This window comes from Saccharopolyspora sp. CA-218241 (assembly GCF_050954615.1).
GTDB lineage: Bacteria > Actinomycetota > Actinomycetes > Mycobacteriales > Pseudonocardiaceae > Saccharopolyspora > Saccharopolyspora cebuensis.
This window is the reverse complement of record NZ_CP191860.1, coordinates 2,858,269-2,873,734: the sequence shown is the minus strand read 5'-3', so window position 1 is coordinate 2,873,734 and position 15,466 is coordinate 2,858,269. Positions and strand designations below refer to the sequence as shown.

The 15,466-nt window shown below is 74.2% G+C and carries 17 protein-coding genes; 10 read left to right on the top strand and 7 right to left on the bottom strand.

Annotated features, from left to right (window positions below):
* The first annotated feature begins 32 nt into the window (after nucleotides 1-32).
* On the top strand, nucleotides 33-992 hold the full coding sequence (locus ACQP0T_RS13665; protein WP_433873469.1) for a threo-3-hydroxy-L-aspartate ammonia-lyase: 960 nt from the start codon (nucleotides 33-35) through the stop codon (nucleotides 990-992).
* Nucleotides 993-998: 6 nt separating this feature from the next.
* On the opposite strand, the gene ACQP0T_RS13660 is transcribed toward ACQP0T_RS13665, so the two are convergent.
* On the bottom strand, nucleotides 999-2,387 hold the full coding sequence (locus tag ACQP0T_RS13660; protein ID WP_433873467.1) for an amidase: 1,389 nt from the start codon (nucleotides 2,385-2,387) through the stop codon (nucleotides 999-1,001).
* 172 nt (nucleotides 2,388-2,559) lie between these two features.
* On the opposite strand from ACQP0T_RS13660, the gene ACQP0T_RS13655 reads away from it, so the two are divergent.
* The 3 genes from ACQP0T_RS13655 to ACQP0T_RS13645 all read left to right on the top strand — a co-directional run bounded on the left by ACQP0T_RS13655 (nucleotide 2,560) and on the right by ACQP0T_RS13645 (nucleotide 4,433).
* A complete protein-coding gene (locus ACQP0T_RS13655) occupies nucleotides 2,560-3,003 on the top strand; it encodes a universal stress protein (protein ID WP_433873466.1) in 444 nt (147 codons plus the stop codon).
* Between the two features lie 49 nt (nucleotides 3,004-3,052).
* On the top strand, nucleotides 3,053-3,364 hold the full coding sequence (locus tag ACQP0T_RS13650; RefSeq protein WP_433873465.1) for a GNAT family N-acetyltransferase: 312 nt from the start codon (nucleotides 3,053-3,055) through the stop codon (nucleotides 3,362-3,364).
* A gap of 88 nt (nucleotides 3,365-3,452) precedes the next feature.
* Nucleotides 3,453-4,433, top strand: a complete 981-nt coding sequence (locus ACQP0T_RS13645; protein WP_433873464.1) for an aldo/keto reductase — start codon at nucleotides 3,453-3,455, stop codon at nucleotides 4,431-4,433.
* A gap of 5 nt (nucleotides 4,434-4,438) precedes the next feature.
* On the opposite strand, the gene ACQP0T_RS13640 is transcribed toward ACQP0T_RS13645, so the two are convergent.
* Together ACQP0T_RS13640 and ACQP0T_RS13635 are read right to left on the bottom strand one after the other, a co-directional pair.
* Nucleotides 4,439-5,494 (bottom strand): VIT1/CCC1 transporter family protein, encoded by a 1,056-nt coding sequence (locus ACQP0T_RS13640; protein ID WP_433873462.1) that lies wholly within the window; start codon nucleotides 5,492-5,494, stop codon nucleotides 4,439-4,441.
* A gap of 99 nt (nucleotides 5,495-5,593) precedes the next feature.
* The gene (locus ACQP0T_RS13635; RefSeq protein ID WP_433873461.1) at nucleotides 5,594-6,166 is read right to left on the bottom strand and encodes a type 1 glutamine amidotransferase domain-containing protein; all 573 of its coding nucleotides are present in this window, start codon (nucleotides 6,164-6,166) and stop codon (nucleotides 5,594-5,596) included.
* Between the two features lie 125 nt (nucleotides 6,167-6,291).
* Between ACQP0T_RS13635 and ACQP0T_RS13630 the strand changes: the two genes are divergently transcribed.
* Nucleotides 6,292-6,846, top strand: a complete 555-nt coding sequence (locus ACQP0T_RS13630) for a YceI family protein (RefSeq protein ID WP_433873459.1) — start codon at nucleotides 6,292-6,294, stop codon at nucleotides 6,844-6,846.
* On the opposite strand, the gene ACQP0T_RS13625 is transcribed toward ACQP0T_RS13630, so the two are convergent.
* From ACQP0T_RS13625 to ACQP0T_RS13615, 3 genes are all read right to left on the bottom strand, one after another.
* Nucleotides 6,836-7,249 carry a YciI family protein gene (locus ACQP0T_RS13625; RefSeq protein ID WP_433873458.1) on the bottom strand — a complete coding sequence of 138 codons (414 nt, stop codon included), beginning with the start codon at nucleotides 7,247-7,249 and terminating at the stop codon, nucleotides 6,836-6,838. The two genes, ACQP0T_RS13630 and ACQP0T_RS13625, sit on opposite strands and share 11 nt — an antisense overlap.
* Before the next feature lie 111 nt (nucleotides 7,250-7,360).
* Entirely contained in the window at nucleotides 7,361-7,738 is a 378-nt protein-coding gene (locus ACQP0T_RS13620; RefSeq protein ID WP_433873456.1) for a VOC family protein, read from the bottom strand.
* Nucleotides 7,739-7,852: 114 nt separating this feature from the next.
* Complete coding sequence (locus tag ACQP0T_RS13615) at nucleotides 7,853-9,103, bottom strand: RNA polymerase sigma factor (RefSeq protein WP_433873454.1); 1,251 nt, start codon at nucleotides 9,101-9,103, stop codon at nucleotides 7,853-7,855.
* Between the two features lie 161 nt (nucleotides 9,104-9,264).
* Here ACQP0T_RS13615 and ACQP0T_RS13610 point away from each other — a divergent pair, with 161 nt between their 5' ends.
* The gene (locus ACQP0T_RS13610; protein WP_433873453.1) at nucleotides 9,265-9,456 is read left to right on the top strand and encodes a hypothetical protein; all 192 of its coding nucleotides are present in this window, start codon (nucleotides 9,265-9,267) and stop codon (nucleotides 9,454-9,456) included.
* Nucleotides 9,457-9,494: 38 nt separating this feature from the next.
* Here ACQP0T_RS13610 and ACQP0T_RS13605 read toward each other — a convergent pair whose 3' ends face one another.
* Nucleotides 9,495-10,823, bottom strand: coding sequence for a carboxypeptidase regulatory-like domain-containing protein (locus ACQP0T_RS13605; RefSeq protein WP_433873452.1), 1,329 nt, complete (start codon nucleotides 10,821-10,823; stop codon nucleotides 9,495-9,497).
* A 150-nt stretch (nucleotides 10,824-10,973) separates the two neighbouring features.
* Here ACQP0T_RS13605 and ACQP0T_RS13600 point away from each other — a divergent pair, with 150 nt between their 5' ends.
* The 4 genes from ACQP0T_RS13600 to ACQP0T_RS13585 all read left to right on the top strand — a co-directional run bounded on the left by ACQP0T_RS13600 (nucleotide 10,974) and on the right by ACQP0T_RS13585 (nucleotide 15,454).
* Nucleotides 10,974-11,603 (top strand): NUDIX hydrolase, encoded by a 630-nt coding sequence (locus ACQP0T_RS13600; RefSeq protein ID WP_433873451.1) that lies wholly within the window; start codon nucleotides 10,974-10,976, stop codon nucleotides 11,601-11,603.
* Between the two features lie 93 nt (nucleotides 11,604-11,696).
* Nucleotides 11,697-12,170 carry a hypothetical protein gene (locus ACQP0T_RS13595; protein WP_345366473.1) on the top strand — a complete coding sequence of 158 codons (474 nt, stop codon included), beginning with the start codon at nucleotides 11,697-11,699 and terminating at the stop codon, nucleotides 12,168-12,170.
* Between the two features lie 27 nt (nucleotides 12,171-12,197).
* A complete protein-coding gene (locus ACQP0T_RS13590) occupies nucleotides 12,198-13,124 on the top strand; it encodes an RluA family pseudouridine synthase (RefSeq protein ID WP_433873449.1) in 927 nt (308 codons plus the stop codon).
* Between the two features lie 44 nt (nucleotides 13,125-13,168).
* Nucleotides 13,169-15,454, top strand: coding sequence for an ATP-binding cassette domain-containing protein (locus ACQP0T_RS13585; RefSeq protein WP_433873448.1), 2,286 nt, complete (start codon nucleotides 13,169-13,171; stop codon nucleotides 15,452-15,454).
* The last annotated feature ends 12 nt before the right edge of the window (nucleotides 15,455-15,466 follow it).

Sequence of the window (15,466 nt, the reverse complement as noted above, 5' to 3'; positions counted from 1 at the left end):
CGCCGGGGGCCGACGAACGCGGGAGGACGACCGTGGCGGTACCGCTGACCTTCGACGACGTGCGGGCCGCGGCGGCCCGGCTGGACGGCGTCGCGCACCGCACCCCGGTGCTCACCTCCCGCAGCCTCGACGAGCGGGCCGGCGCCCGGGTCTTCCTCAAGTGCGAGAACCTCCAACGCGTCGGCGCGTTCAAGTTCCGGGGCGCCTACCACGCCCTGTCCCGGCTGGACCCGGACCAGCGGCGGCGCGGCGTGGTCGCCTACTCCTCCGGCAACCACGCCCAGGCCGTCGCGCTCGCCGCCCGCCTGCTGGGCACCGCGGCGGTGATCGTGATGCCCTCGGACGCACCCCCCGCCAAGCGCGCCGCGACCGAGGGCTACGGCGCCGAGGTGATCACCTACGACCGCTACACCGAGGACCGCACCGCGATCGGGCGGGCGCTGGCCGCCGAACGCGGCCTCGCGCTGATCCCGCCCTACGACCACTCGGACGTGATGGCCGGGCAGGGCACCACCGCGCTGGAACTGCTCGCCGACACCGGACCGCTGGACGCCCTGGTCGTCCCGGTCGGCGGCGGTGGGCTGATGGCCGGGTGCGCGACGGCGGCGCGCGGCCTGCACCCGACGACCCGGGTGATCGGCGCCGAGCCGACCACCGCGGACGACACCGCGCGCTCCCTGGCCGCTGGTCGCCGGATCAGCGGACCGGTCCCGCGGACCCTCGCCGACGGACTGGCCGCCGAAGCTCCCGGGGAGCTGACCTTCGCGGTGAACCGCGCGCTGGTCGACCGGGTCGTGCTGGTCGACGACGAGCGGATCACCGCGGCGATGCGGTTCGCCTTCGAACGGCTCAAGCTCGTCGTGGAACCCAGCGGGGCCATCGGGCTGGCGGCGGTGCTGGACGGCCAGGTGGGCGATGCCGGGCGGATCGGCGTGGTGCTCTCCGGCGGCAACGTCGACCCCGAGCGCTTCGCCGGTCTGCTGGCGGGCTGACCCCCGCTACCCGAACTCCGGCCACCGCGGTGGCTCCGGACCGATCCGCTCGAAGGCGGCCACCATCCGCAGCACACCGGTGTCGTCGAAGCGCCTCCCGGTGATCTGCAACCCCACCGGGCTGCCGTCGGCGGTCCAGCCGCAGTTCACCGACGCGGCGGGCTGGCCGGACATGTTGGCGCCGAGGGTGAAGGCGATGTGCTCCAGCGGGCGCAGCGGATCGCCGGTCGGGTAGGCGGCGTCTGCCGGGAACGCCGGGATCGGGGCCACCGGGGACAGCAGGAAGTCCAGCCCGCCCAGCGCCGCGTGCGCCGCCGACCCGATCGCGTCCATCCGGCTGAACCCGTGGAACACCTCGGCGGCCGTGGCGTCCCGGACGCTGCCCGCCCACCGCGCGATGTCGGGCAGCACCAGCTCCCGCCGCGCGGCCGGCAGCGCCAGCAGGTCCGACCACGCCCGGAAGCGCCAGAACCGGTCGAGCCCGTCGAGCATCTCCCGGGTCAGGAACGGCTCCACCGGCACCACCTCGGCGCCCGCCGCGGCGAACGCGGCGGCGGCCGACTCGACGGCCGCGGTCACCTCCGGGTCGACGTCGAGCCCCACCCGCTGATCCAGCAGCAGGCCGAGGCGCAGCCCGCGGAGCTCGACCTCCGGCGTCGACCAGTCCAGCGCGGCGGGCGGCAGCGCGGTGTGGTCGCGCTCGTCGGGCGCGGCGATCACCGACATCGCCAGCGCGGCATCGGCCGCCGAACGGGTCATCGGGCCCACCGCGCGGCCGTAGTAGGGCGGATCGACGGGCACCCGCCCGAAGCTGGGCTTGAGCCCGACGATGCCGCACCACCCGGCGGGCAGCCGGATCGACCCGCCGATGTCGGTGCCCAGGTGCAGCGGGCCGTACCCGGCGGCGGCCGCCGCCCCGGCCCCGGAACTGGATCCGCCCGGCGTGCGCAGCGGGTTCCACGGGTTGCGGGCGAGCTGGTGCGCGCTGGAGACCCCGGAGGAGAGCATCCCGTAATCGGGCATCGTGGTCTTGGCCACGAACACCGCCCCCGCCTCGCGCAGCCGGGCCGCGGCCGGGGCGTCCGCCGCCGCGGGCACCGGCTCGGTGGCGGCCGTGCCCAGCAGCACCGGCACCCCGCGGGTGGCGATGTTGTCCTTGATCGTGGCGGGCACGCCGTCGACGGGCCCGAGCGGCGCACCGCGCGCCCAGCGGCGCTCGGACTCCCGGGCGGCCGTCCGGGCACCGTCCGGGTCGTAGGCGTAGGTGGCGCCGAGCACCGGCTCCGCCGCCTCCACCCGGGCCAGCACCGCGGCCACGACGTCCACCGGGGAGAATTCCCCGGACCGGTAACCGGCCACCACGCGGGCGGCCGGGAGATCAGCGAGTCCGCTCATGCCGCGCCTCCTCGATCCGCCCAGTCTCGACCGCCCGCCGACCGGGGCGCAGTGGACATCGTGTCGGTGAACGGTCATCGGCCCGGGCAGGCCGCCTCTTGACGGCGCCGCCGTGCGGGGCGGCCCGGAACGCGGCACAGTCGCCTCGACGGCTCACCGGCGGGAGGTGGCGATGGCCGAGGTCCCGGACAAGATCGTCGTCGGGGTGGACGGCTCGGCGGAGTCCCGGGCCGCCCTGGCCTGGGCGCTGCGGCAGGCGCGGCTGACGGGCGGCCACCTGGTCGTGGTGCGGGCGTGGACCGGCCCGTCGACCGAGATCGGCGCGGTCACGCCGGACCGGCACGACCTCGACGCCGACGTGTCGCGCGACCTCGGCGAGATCGTCGCGGACGTCGCGGACGGCGAACCCGACGTCCACGTCACCCGGGAGGTCGCCCACGGGCACCCGGCCAAGGCGCTGCTCGACGTCGCCGCCGACGCCGACCTGCTGGTCCTGGGCAACCGGGGGCGCGGCGGGTTCACCGCGGCGCTGCTGGGCTCGGTCACCCAGTACTGCACGCACTACGCCGCCTGCCCGGTCGTCGTGGTCCGGCCGGACCAGCGCTCCACCGGGTGACCCGTACGTGGCGCACAATCGGGAGGACCGACGCGCGACGGAGGCGACGATGAGCGACGAGACCCGGATCTTCGACAACACCGAGGCCCAGCGGTTCGAGCTGCACGCCGGTGATCAGCGGGTGGGGCTGGCCGACTACCGCCCGCAGGACGGCGCGCTGGCCCTGGTGCACACCGAGGTCGACCCGCGGCACGGCGGGCACGGGTACGGCAGCGCCCTCGTGCGGGCCGCGCTGGACTCCGCCCGCGACCGGGGGCTGTCGGTGCTGCCGCACTGCTCCTTCGTCCGGGACTGGATCGGCGCGCACCCCGAGTACCTGGACCTGGTACCGGAGTCCCAGCGCCCGTCCTTCGGGCTCTGACACCGCGGGCGCTGCCGGTGACCCGCTCCCCCGGCAGCGCCTAGGCTGGTCGCGGCCCGGCACCCCCACCAGGAACGGAGCACCGATCGTGTCCGACATCCCCCGCCGCCGCCTCGGCAGCACCGGTCCGGAGGTCAGCGCCCTCGGCTACGGCGCGATGGGCCTGTCCGGCGTCTACGGCAGCGCCGACGACGCCGAGTCCGGCCGCCTGCTGCACCAGCTCCTCGACCTGGGCATCGACTTCCTGGACACCGCCGACGTCTACGGCAAGGGCCACAACGAGCGGTTGATCAGCGGCCTGCTGGCCCAGCGGCGCGACGAGGTCGTGCTGGCCACCAAGTTCGGCGCGGGCGCCGAGTCGGGGCTGGGCCGCCCGGACAACGTGCGCGCCAGCCTGGACGCGAGCCTGCGGCGCCTGGGCACCGACCACGTGGACCTGTACTACCTGCACCGCCTCGACCCGACCACGCCGATCGAGGACACGGTGGGCGCGATGGCCGAGCTGGTGCGCGCGGGCAAGGTCGGGCACCTCGGGCTCTCCGAGGTCAGCGCCGCCACCCTGCGCCGCGCCCAGCAGGTCCACCCGATCAGCGCCGTGCAGCAGGAGTACTCGCTGTTCACCCGCGATCTGGAGGCGGACCTGCTGCCCACCGCCCGCGAACTCGGCGTGGGCGTGGTCGCCTACTCCCCGCTCGGCCGCGGCGTGCTGACCGGCGCCATCCGCGACGTCGCCGACGTGGAGAACCTCGACGAACGGCGCACCCGGTACCCGCGCTTCGAGGAGGAGAGCCTGCGGCGCAACATCGAGCTGATCCGCCCGCTGCGGGAGCGGGCCGACGCCCTGGGGCTGACCCCGGCTCAGCTCGCCCTCGCCTGGCTGCTGGCCCAGGGCCGGGACGTGGTGCCCATCCCGGGCAGCCGCCGGATCGGCAACGTCGAGGCCAACGTGCGAGCGGCCACGGCGGAACTCGACCCGGCGGTGGTGGCCGAGCTCGCGGAGCTGTTCCCGGCCGGAGCGGCCTCCGGCGAGCGCTACACCCCGGCGGGCATGGCGCGGCTGGACCGCTGACCGCCTCAGCCGACGGTGGCGCCGAAGACCAGGCCCAGGACGTAGGTGGCGGCCGCCGCGCCGTACCCGATGGCGAGCTGGCGCAGCGCCCGGGTCAGCGGCGGCGCCCCCGACATGACGCCGACGGCGGCGCCGGTGAGCATCAGCGCCAGCCCCACCAGCACGGCCGCGGCGATCACCGGCGCGGGCCCGGTGGCGCCGCCGAGGAAGGGCAGCACGGGCACCGCGGCTCCCGCGGCGAAGAAGCAGAAGCTCGACATCGCCGCCTTGAGCCCGGTGCCCACCACCTCGTGGTCCTGCCCGGGCCGGTCGGCGACCGGGGCGAGCTGCGGGTTCCGCAGCACCTCGTCGGCGTGCTCCCGCGCTTCCCGCTCGGACATGCCCCGCGCCCGGTAGACCAGCGCGAGCTCGTTGGCGTTGACGTCGAGCTGGGGCACCACGGCGCTGGTGCCGGTACCGGGCGCGGCGGCGGCCAGCAGCTCGCGCTGGGAGCGCACCGAGATGTACTCCCCCGCACCCATCGATAGCGCCCCGGCCAGCAGGCCGGACAGCCCGGTGAGCAGGATGACCGAACTCGGCACCCCGCCGCCGATGACGCCCAGCACCAAGGCCAGGTTGCTCACCAGGCCGTCGTTGGCGCCGAAGACGGCGGCGCGGAAGGTGCCCGACAGCCGGGCCCTGCCCCGCGAGGCCAGCGCCCGGACCACCTCTTCGTGCACGAGCTCGTCGGCGGCCATCGCCTCCGTCGCGTCGGGCTCGGTCCGGTACGGCGTGCGGCTCTCGGCGCGCTGCGCCAAGGCGAGCACGAACACCGAACCGAACCGCTTGGCGAGCTGCACCAGCACCCGCATCCGCAACCGGCCGCGCGCCGGGCGGTCGGCCTCGGGTCCGAGCAACTCGACCCAGTGCGCGGCGTGGCGCTCCTCGGCGTCGGCCAGACCCAGCAGGATCTCCCGTTCCTCGCCGCGGCGCCGTTCGGCCAGCTCGCGGTAGACCGCCGCTTCCTCCCGCTCGTCGGCGAGCAGGCGCCGCCAGCGGCGGATGCGTCGGGCGTCGGGCACGCGTCCACCCTTCCAGCCCGCACCGGCGGCCACCACCGCAGCCACGAGCGCGGGGGCGCCCCCGGCTGGGGACGCCCCCGGCTCCGCCGTTCGGCAGGCTCAGGCGCTGCGGGCCTGGGCCCGGTGCTTGCCCTCGCCGATCTCCTCGACGGCCTTCGCGCAGAACGACGGCAGGTCGTCCGGCCCGCGGCTGGTGACCAGCCCCTTGTCCACGACGACCTCCTTGTCGACCCACTCGGCGCCCGCGTTGACCAGGTCGGTCTTCAGGCTCGGGAACGAGGTCAGCGTGCGGCCCCGCACCACGTCGGCCTCGGCGAGCAGCCACGCCGCGTGGCAGATCGCCGCGACGGGCTTCTCCTGCGCGAAGAACGCGTGCGCGAACTGCACCGCGGCCGGTTTGGTGCGCAGGAAGTCGGGATTCGCGACGCCGCCCGGCAGCACGAGGGCGTCGTAGTCGTCCGCGCTCACGTCGTCGACGACCTTGTCCACCGGGAAGGTGTCGGCCTTGTCCAAGTGGTTGAACCCCTGCACGGTCCCCGCGCCGGTCGAAACGAGCTCCGGCATGGCGCCGGCGTTCTCGATCGCCTTCCACGGCTCGGTCAGCTCGATCTGCTCGACGCCCTCGGGCGCGACCAGGAACGCGACCTTGCGACCAGTGATGTCCGCGGTCATGCCACCTCCTCGACTCGGACCGTACGCACCGGGAGTCCCCGCCGGTGGCGGCGCTGAAACCCGGCGGGCGGGAGCCGCCGGGCCGTGCGACCGTCGCGGACGAACCGTCCTACCCGGGAGCCGTGATGAGCCGATCCAGCCAGCCGGGCGAACTGACCGGCGACTACATCATCGATCCCGCGCACTCGCGGCTGGGCTTCGTGGCCCGGCACGCGATGGTGACCAAGGTGCGCGGTCAGTTCAGCGACGTCGAGGGCCACATCCACCTCGACGAGGCGTCGCCGCGGGACTCGACCGCGACGGTGCGGATCAAGACCGCCAGCATCGACACCGCCCAGCAGCAGCGCGACGACCACCTGCGCAGCGCGGACTTCTTCGACGTGGAGACCTACCCGGAGATCGTCTTCCGGATCACGGCCATCGAACCCAAGGGCGGCGACCTCTACGCGGTCAGCGGCGAGCTCACCATCCGCGACGTGGCCAAGCCGATCACCTTCGACCTGGAGTTCACCGGCCTGGCCCACGACCCGATGGGCAACACCCGGGCCGGGTTCGAGGGCAGCACCCAGATCAACCGCAAGGACTGGGCCCTGACCTGGAACGCGGCGATGGAGAGCGGCGGCTTCCTGGTCAGCGAGAAGGTCACCCTCGAACTCGACATCTCCGCCATCAAGCAGTAACCGCGCCGCACCCGTCCTGCCCGGAGGGCTCCGCCAGGGGCCGCACTTCGACGGCGGCGAAGCGGGCGTCGGGGATGCGCGCCGCGATCTCGGCCGCCCGTTCCGGGCTGTCGCAGTCGACGACGAGGTAGCCCGCCAACTGCTCCTTGGTCTCGATGAACGGTCCGTCCGTCGCGGCGAGCGTCCCGTCGCGGACCCGGACGGTCCTGGACAGCGACGGGTCGGCGAGCGCCTGCCCGCCGAGAAGCTCGCCGGATTCGGTGATCTCGGCGTGCCCGGCCTCGGCCTGCCGGGTGAGCTCCGCGCGCTCGTCCTCCGGCAGGGCGAGGAACTCCGGTGCGCGCAGGAACGTGGGGGGCTCCCAGTTCTCCGGGTTGCTGTAGATCAGCAGCAGGTACTTCACCCTCGGCTCCTCCACGCCTGCGAGCGATCGGATCCGCCAGCGTAGTGCGGCACCCGCCGGGTGCGGGTCGGTGGTGCCCGCGGCGGTCGCGGGCACCACCTCGGGCGCAGGTCAGGCGGTGCCCGCCAAGCCGACCAGGTTGCCCTCCGGGTCCGCGAAGTGCGCGACGACCAGGTCGCCGCCGGGGGCCTTCGCCGGTCCCATCAGGCGCGTCCCGCCGAGGCTCTCGGCCTGCGCGAGCGCTTCCGCGACGTCGGGGACGCCCACGTAGAAGAGGGTCCGGCGCGCGTAGCCCGCGCCGCCCCCGATCCCGCCGTTGATCCCGCCGGTCGTGCCGCCGTCGACGAAGCCGTAGTCGCCCGGTGCGGAGACCTCGTCGGTCGCGGCATCACCGGTGTGGAACTCCCACCCGAACAGCTGGCCGTAGTAGGCCCGCAACGCGGCCGGGTCCTGGCCGATGACCTCGAAGTGCACCACTGGGTGGCCCATGATCGCTCCTGTCCGCGCCGTGGCCCGGCGCTGCTCCGGCGGCGCCTGGTGACGCCGCTCGCACCCGGAGGTCGGAGCCGTCGACGTCCTTTCGACATCCCCTGCCGCGCGGGTTCAGCGACCGGGCATCCGGGCCAGCCCGAGCTCCTGCTCCCGCAGGTAGCGCTGCTCGGGCAGGCTGGTCGCCAGCCGCGCCGCGATCCGGTAGGAGGTGCGGGCGCCGTCGTGATCGCCCGCCCGCTGGAGCAGGTGCGCCCGCACCGCGTGCAGGCGGTGGTGCCCGGCCAGCTGCCGGTCCTCCTCCAGGGCCGCGATCAGGTCGAGGCCCGCGCGCGGCCCGTGCACCATCGCCGCGGCGACCGCGCGGTTGAGCGCGACCACCGGGCTCGGGGCGAGCTCCTGCAACAGCTCGTAGAGCGCGAGGACCTGCGGCCAGTCGGTTTCCTCGGCCGACGGCGACTCCGCGTGGACGGCGGCGATGGCCGCGTGGAGCTGGTAGGGCCCCAGCGGTGCGGTCGCGAGGGTCCGGGTGAGCAGCTCGACCCCTTCGGCGATGGCGTCCCGGTCCCACCGGCCGCGGTCCTGCTCGGCGAGCGGGACGAGTTCGCCGCCGGGACCGGTGCGGGCGGGCCGGCGCGCGTCGCACAGCAGCATGAGCGCGAGCAGACCCGCGACCTCGCCGTCCGCGGGCGACCGGCGGTGCAGGACGCGGGTGAGCCGGATGGCCTCGGCGGTCAGCTCCGCGCGGTGCAGCTCCGGCCCCGAGGTCGCGGTGTAGCCCTCGTTGAAGACCAGGTAGAGGACGTGCAGCACGGCGCGCAGCCGTTCGGCGCGGTCCTCGGGCGGATCGGCGAACCGGGCGCCGGTCGCCTTGATCCGCTGCTTGGCGCGGCTGATGCGCTGCGCCATCGTGCTCTCCGGGACCAGGAAGGCCCGCGCGATCTGCTCGGTGGTGAGCCCACCGACGGCGCGGAGGGTGAGCGCCACCTGCGAGGGCGGCGAGAGCGCCGGGTGGCAGCACAGGAACAGCAAGGTCACCGCGTCGTCGTCGGGCTCGCCGGCGACGTCGGCCGGCGGGGCGAGGTGCTCGTCCGGCGGTCGCAGGGCCGCGGCCGCCGTCTCCCGGCGCCGGCGCGAGCGCTCGCTGCGGACCAGGTCGATCAACCGCCGGGAGGCGACCGCGATCAGCCAGCTCAGCGGGTCGTCGGGGGTCCCGCCCTCGGGCCACCGGGTCGCCGCGGCGAGCAGCGCTTCCTGCACCGCCTCCTCCGCCAGGTCGACGTCGTCGTAGCGGCGCACCAGCGCGGCCAGGACCCGCGGCGCGAGCGGCCGCAGCAGCGCGTCGAGGTCGGTCGGCACGACCACGGTCCCGCACACCCCCGTTCCCGGCACCCGGTGGTGTCCTGCGAATGGTGCCCTGCGAGCGGACCGAAGCCTGCCACAGCCGAGGCGGTTGCGGCGCGGCGGCGTCGCGCGCGTCCGGGCACCGGGTAGGGTCTCGGCCGCATCCGGCGGGCGTGGGAGGGATGATGGTCGCCAATCGCAAGGCCGTGCTCGGGATCGTCGCCGTCGCTGTCGTGGTGGGCGGATTCCTGATGATCCGCGACCCGGTCGGCGCCGCGGCGGCGGTGCGCGGGGCCTGGGACATGCTGCTGACCGCGGTGTCGGCGGTCTTCCGCTCCCTGACGACGTTCTTCCAGCACCTGTTCGAGGGCTGAGCGCCCGGCCGACCGGCGGCAGTCGGCCGGGCGGCGGGTCAGCGGGCCGCAGGCACCGCCCGGGCGGCCGCCTCGGCCGCCAGGGCGAAGTCGTGGTCCTGGGTGCGCCCGGCGTGCAGGTGCACCCGGTCCACGGCGGGACGCATCCCCGACGCGGACACCACGACGGTGACGTGCTCGCCGGGCAGGTCCTGCACTTCGTAGCCGCCGTCGCGCGCGGCCACGATCCGGGCGAGCTGCATCCCCGAGGTGTCGGTGACGGTGACGATGGCACCGGGCACCGGCTCGCCGGAGGCGTCCCGCACCACCCCGGCCAGCGTCCGGTGGTGCACCGGCTTCGGCGCCGCCAGCAACGGGTCGACCACCGCGTCGCCCTCGTCCTCGTGCTCGTAGCCGCCGGCCTCGGCTTCCTCGGCCTCGCCGCCGCGGCGCACGCGGAACTCGTTGAAGGCGACCAGTCCGACGCCGACGACCAGCCAGACGCCCAACCCGAGGACACCGGGTGCGACGCCCGCGCCGTCGAAGTACATGATGCCGCGCATCGCGTCGACCGTCTGCCCCAGCGGCAGCAGCGGGTGCAGCGCCTGGAAGAACGGCGGGACCAGCTCCTTCGGGATCGCCCCGCCGCTGGAGGGCATGCTCAGCAGCACGAACAGGCCCATCGCCACGCCGGGGATGAACTGCTTGAAGATCGGCACCAGCCCGAAGGTCACCCAGGCGACGGCCTGGGTCAGCAGGAACCCGACCAGCATGAGCACCGGCTGGTTCGGGACCACCTCCAGCACCCGGGCGACGCTGTAGCAGACGACCGCCGCAAGCGCGCCGATGCCGACCAGGGAGGAGAGCTTCTGCCGCAGGTTCAGCGGCGCGCGCAGCAGCATCATCACCGCGATGTAGGGCGAGATGTTCATCGCCAGCAGGCAGTAGAGCAGCGCGGTGCCCATCGTGTCGCCGGGCGCGTTGGGCGCCAGGTCGATCATCTGGAGCTGGTTGCCGGAGGCCGAGGCGACGGGGGCGAAGGTCTGCTGGAGCACCTGCATCATGGCGGCGCCGTTGGCCTTGGCGTAGAAGAGGTCGCCGTCGGCGGGGTCGTAGGCGGCGATCGCCTCGCGGTCCAGGACGGACTCGCGCGCGGCCTGCTCATCGGGCACCGCGGAGACGTCGACGGCGCCCGGCATGGCCTGCTCGAAGCTGCCCGCGAGCTGCTGCGCCGCGCCCTGCCCCACGACCGCGACGGGCATGTCGTGCGGCGCCGGGGAGTGCATCGGGAGCAGGTAGAAGACCATGAACCCGACGATGAAGAAGACGGGGAACCACAGCGTCGACGCGAGCGTTCGGATCAGCGATTTCGGCTGGTCCTCGGACAACGGACCTCCTCAGGGATTCGGCGTGCTCGTGCTGCGGACGGGCATCGTCGCCCCGCATGACATTCAGTTGCATCGCACAACCATTTGCGAGGCTAACTTATTCCCGAGGTCCGTGCCACAATGCCCCCGTCGATCGATCAGGAGGTGCCGATGCCCGCCCCCTCGCGCGACGGCGCCGATCCGCGCACCGACCGCGCCGCGCTGACCGACCGGCTGCGGGCCTTCCCGGTGCGCCCGCTCGACCCCACGGGACACCGGGCCTCGGCGGTGGCCGTCGCCGTGGCCGACGACGGGACCGGGCGGGGTATCTGGCTGACCCGGCGCGCCGCCACCCTGCGCGCCCACTCCGGGCAGTTCGCGCTGCCGGGCGGGCGCCTCGATCCCGGTGAGACCGCCGAGGACGCGGCGCTGCGCGAGCTCGACGAGGAGCTGGGCGTGCGGGTCGATCCCGGGCAGGTGCTCGGGCGGCTCGACGACTTCGCCACCCGCTCCGGCTACGTGATCACCCCGGTGGTGGTGTGGATCGGCGGCGCTCCCCCGCTGCGCCCGAACCCGGCCGAGGTCGCCCACGTGCACTTCGTGCCCTTCGGGGAGCTCGACGTCGCACCCACCTACTCCCGGATCGCCGAATCCGACCGGCCGGTGATCGGCCTCCCGTTGGTGGGCACCCTGATCCACGCGCCGACGGCCGCGGTGCTGCACCAGTTCACCGAGGTCGCGCTGCACGGGCGGCCGACCAGGGTGGCCCACCTGGAGCAGCCGCTGTTCGCCTGGCGTTGACCCGGACGGGCCCGCGCGCACCCGCCGACCGGACCACCCCCGCGCCTGCTGTACGGTCGCCGAGATCACCCGGTGAAGGAGCCGTTGCCGCCGATGACCCCCAGCCGACTCGTCCGCCCGCGGCGCAAGCGCCCGGTCATCGCGCTGGACCCGGGCACCGCGCGCCGGCGGCCGTCCCCGCGGCGGGGCGGCACCGCGCGGCACTTCGAGATCGACGGTGTCGAAGGCGTGCTGATCACCAACTCCTACCCGGACGGCACGCTGGGCGAGCTCTGGGCGCGCATCGGCGCGGGCGCCGATCCGCTCGCCGGGCTGCTGGACGGCCTGCTGGCCGGGGTGTCGACCGGGTTGCAGCACGGCGTGCCCCTGGAGTCCTACGTGCGCCGCTACGTGGGGACCCGCTTCGACCCTGCGGGGCCCGTCTCGGACCCCGACCTCGACCGCTGCACCTCGGTGCTGGACTACGTCTTCCGGCGGGTGGCGCTGGACCACCTCGACCCGGCGGACCGCACCGCGCTGGGCGTGCTCACCACCGACGAGCTCCGGTACCGCGCGGAACGGGGCTGACGGACCCGCGGCTATCCTCGCGGGTCGATGCGACGCACACCGCGCTCCCCGCTGCCACCGCGCGACGGGGTCGACGCCACCCGGATCCGGCTGCCCGCCGAAGGCCCCTGGGCGACGGTGCTGGAGCACCTCGTCGAGCGGCTGCCGATGCTGCCCGCGGACCGGATCGAGGCGATGCTGCGCGCGGGGGAGGTCGTCGGCGAGGACGGTCCGGTGGGCCCCGCCGCGCCGTTCGTCCCCCACGCATCGGTGTGGTTCCACCGCGACCTGCCGACCGAGGTGCCGGTGCCCTTCGGCCTCGACGTGCTGCACCGCGACGAGGACCTGGTGGTGGTCGACAAGCCGCACTTCCTGGCCACCACCCCGCGCGGCGGGCACGTGGCGCAGACCGCCCTCGTCCGGCTGCGGCGCGAGCTCGGGCTGCCCGACCTGAGCCCGGCGCACCGGCTGGACCGGATGACCGCCGGGGTCGTGCTGTTCGTCGTGCGCCCGGAACTGCGCGGCGCCTACCAGGGGCTGTTCCAGGACCGCGCGGTGCGCAAGGTCTACGAGGCGATCGCCCCGCACGACCCGGCCGTGGCGCTGCCGCGCACGGTGCGCAGCCGGATCGTCAAGGAGCGCGGCGTGCACGCCGCCCGCGAGCTGCCCGGCGAACCGAACAGCGAGACCCGGGTCGAGCTGCTGGAGCGGCGCGGCGGTCTCGGCCGCTACCGGCTGCTCCCCCGCACCGGGCGCACCCACCAGTTGCGGGTGCACCTGAACTCGCTGGGCCTGCCGATCGTGGGCGACGAGCTGTACCCGGTCGTCGCCCACCGGGCGCCGGACGACTTCACCGACCCGCTGCGGCTGCTCGCCCGGTCGCTGGAGTTCACCGACCCGGTGTCGGGGCGACCGCGCCGCTTCGACAGCGCCCGTGCGCTGGAGTGGCCCTCCGGAACCCACCCGATCAGGTAGGCTGAAGCGTCTTCTTACGGCGTAAACCAATCAGGACGGGTGGCATGGGCACTCCGCGTTCAGCTCCGCCCGCCGCCGACGACCACGACATGATCGAGGTCCGAGGCGCGCGCGAGAACAACCTGGCCGACGTGTCGGTCGACATCCCCAAGCGACGGCTCACCGCGTTCACCGGGGTCTCCGGTTCCGGGAAGTCCTCGCTGGTCTTCGGCACCATCGCCGCCGAGTCGCAGCGCCTGATCAACGAGACCTACACCGCCTTCCTCCAGTCGTTCATGGGCAGCCCCGCGCGGCCCGACGTCGACGCCCTGCGCAACCTCAGCGCGGCGATCGTCGTCGACCAGGAGCGGATGGGCAGCAACTCGCGGTCCACCGTCGGCACCGCCACCGACGCGCTGACCATGCTGCGGATCGTCTACAGCAGGCTCGGCGAGCCGCACGTGGGCACCGCGTCGGCGTTCAGCTTCAACAGCCCCGAAGGCATGTGCCCGGAGTGCGAGGGGCTCGGCCGGGTGGCGACGATCGACCACGGCGAGCTCTACGACACCGGGCGCTCGCTGAACGAGGGCGCCATCACCGCGCCCGGCTTCCAGGTGGACTCCTGGTACTGGCAGACGATCGCGCACTCCGGCTTCGTCGACCCGGACGTCCGGCTGGCCGACTACACCGAGCAGCAGTGGGCGGACTTCCTGCACAAGCCGCTCACCAAGATCAAGGTGGGCACCTCGAACCTGAGCTACGAGGGCCTGCTGGTCAAGGTGCAGCGGCTGTACCTGGGCAAGGACCGGGAGTCCATGCAGCCGCACGTCCGGGCGTTCGTGGACCGCGCCGTGGTGTTCGCCGAGTGCCCGGAGTGCGGCGGTTCCCGGCTCAGCGCCGCCGCGCGATCGGCCAAGATCGCCGGACGCGGCATCGCCGACTGCGCCACCATGCAGATCGACGAGCTGGCCGCGTTCGTCGGCGGGATCGACGACCCCTCGGTGGCGCCGCTGCTGACGACGCTGCGCGCCACCCTGGACTCGCTGGTGGAGATCGGCCTCGGCTACCTCAGCCTGGACCGCGAGTCCGGCACGCTGTCCGGCGGCGAGGCCCAGCGGGTGAAGATGGTCCGCCACCTGGGGTCCAGCCTCACCGACGTCACCTACGTCTTCGACGAACCGACCGTCGGCCTGCACCCGCACGACATCGCGCGGATGAACGACCTGCTGCTGCGACTGCGGGACAAGGGCAACACAGTGCTCGTGGTGGAGCACAAGCCGGAGGTCATCGCGATCGCCGACCACGTCGTCGACCTCGGTCCCGGCGCTGGCTCGGCGGGCGGGCGCATCGGCTACACCGGCGACGTCGCCGGGCTGCGGGCCTCCGGCACCCCGACCGGCAGGCACCTCGACCACCGCGTCGCGCTGCGCGAGCCCGTCCGCAGGTCCACCGGGGCGCTGCGGATCGAACGCGCCCGCGAGCACAACCTCAAGGACGTCGACGTCGACATCCCGCTCGGCGTGCTCACGGCGGTGACCGGTGTCGCCGGCTCGGGTAAGAGTTCGCTCATCCACGGTTCGCTCGGCACCCGCGACGACGTGGTGGTGGTCGACCAGTCGCCGATCCGCGGTTCCCGGCGCAGCAACCCGGCCACCTACAGCGGCCTGCTCGACGCCGTCCGCACCGCCTTCGCCAAGGCCAACGGCGTCAAACCGGGGCTGTTCAGCGCCAATTCCGACGGCGCCTGCCCGAAGTGCAAGGGCATCGGCGTGGTCTACACCGACCTGGCGATGATGGCCGGGGTCGCGTCGGTCTGCGAGGAGTGCCGAGGCGCCCGCTTCAAGCCCGAGGTGCTCGCGCACACCTTGCACGGCAAGAACATCAGCGAGGTGCTGGCGATGTCGGTCGCCCAGGCCCGCGAGTTCTTCGCGGGCAGCCGGGCGGCGCGGGCCGTCCTGGAACGGCTCGACGACGTGGGATTGGGCTACCTGCGGCTCGGGCAGCCGCTGACCACGCTGTCCGGCGGCGAGCGGCAGCGGCTCAAGCTGGCCATCCACATGGCCGAGAAGACGCGGACCTACGTGCTCGACGAGCCGACCACCGGGCTGCACCTGGCCGACGTGGACCAGCTCCTCGGCCTGCTGGACCGGCTGGTCGATGACGGCGCCACGGTGGTGGTCATCGAGCACCACCAGGCGGTGATGGCGCACGCGGACTGGCTCATCGACCTCGGCCCGGGCGCGGGGCACGACGGCGGCCGGGTGGTGTTCACCGGGACACCCGCGGAGCTGGTCGCCTCGGGCACCACGCTGACCGCCCGCCACCTGCGCGAGTACGTGGGCCGCGGCTGAGGGACCCGCTCC

What these genes read in the sequence shown, in the direction of transcription:
- ACQP0T_RS13660 (WP_433873467.1), bottom strand. Translation starts at nt 2,387, where the DNA reads ATGAGCGGACTCGCTGATCTCCCGGCCGCCCGCGTGGTGGCCGGTTAC.
- ACQP0T_RS13655 (WP_433873466.1), top strand. Translation starts at nt 2,560, where the DNA reads ATGGCCGAGGTCCCGGACAAGATCGTCGTCGGGGTGGACGGCTCGGCG.
- ACQP0T_RS13650 (WP_433873465.1), top strand. Translation starts at nt 3,053, where the DNA reads ATGAGCGACGAGACCCGGATCTTCGACAACACCGAGGCCCAGCGGTTC.
- ACQP0T_RS13635 (WP_433873461.1), bottom strand. Translation starts at nt 6,166, where the DNA reads ATGACCGCGGACATCACTGGTCGCAAGGTCGCGTTCCTGGTCGCGCCC.
- ACQP0T_RS13630 (WP_433873459.1), top strand. Translation starts at nt 6,292, where the DNA reads ATGAGCCGATCCAGCCAGCCGGGCGAACTGACCGGCGACTACATCATC.
- ACQP0T_RS13620 (WP_433873456.1), bottom strand. Translation starts at nt 7,738, where the DNA reads ATGGGCCACCCAGTGGTGCACTTCGAGGTCATCGGCCAGGACCCGGCC.
- ACQP0T_RS13610 (WP_433873453.1), top strand. Translation starts at nt 9,265, where the DNA reads ATGATGGTCGCCAATCGCAAGGCCGTGCTCGGGATCGTCGCCGTCGCT.
- ACQP0T_RS13600 (WP_433873451.1), top strand. Translation starts at nt 10,974, where the DNA reads ATGCCCGCCCCCTCGCGCGACGGCGCCGATCCGCGCACCGACCGCGCC.
- ACQP0T_RS13595 (WP_345366473.1), top strand. Translation starts at nt 11,697, where the DNA reads ATGACCCCCAGCCGACTCGTCCGCCCGCGGCGCAAGCGCCCGGTCATC.
- ACQP0T_RS13590 (WP_433873449.1), top strand. Translation starts at nt 12,198, where the DNA reads ATGCGACGCACACCGCGCTCCCCGCTGCCACCGCGCGACGGGGTCGAC.
- ACQP0T_RS13585 (WP_433873448.1), top strand. Translation starts at nt 13,169, where the DNA reads ATGGGCACTCCGCGTTCAGCTCCGCCCGCCGCCGACGACCACGACATG.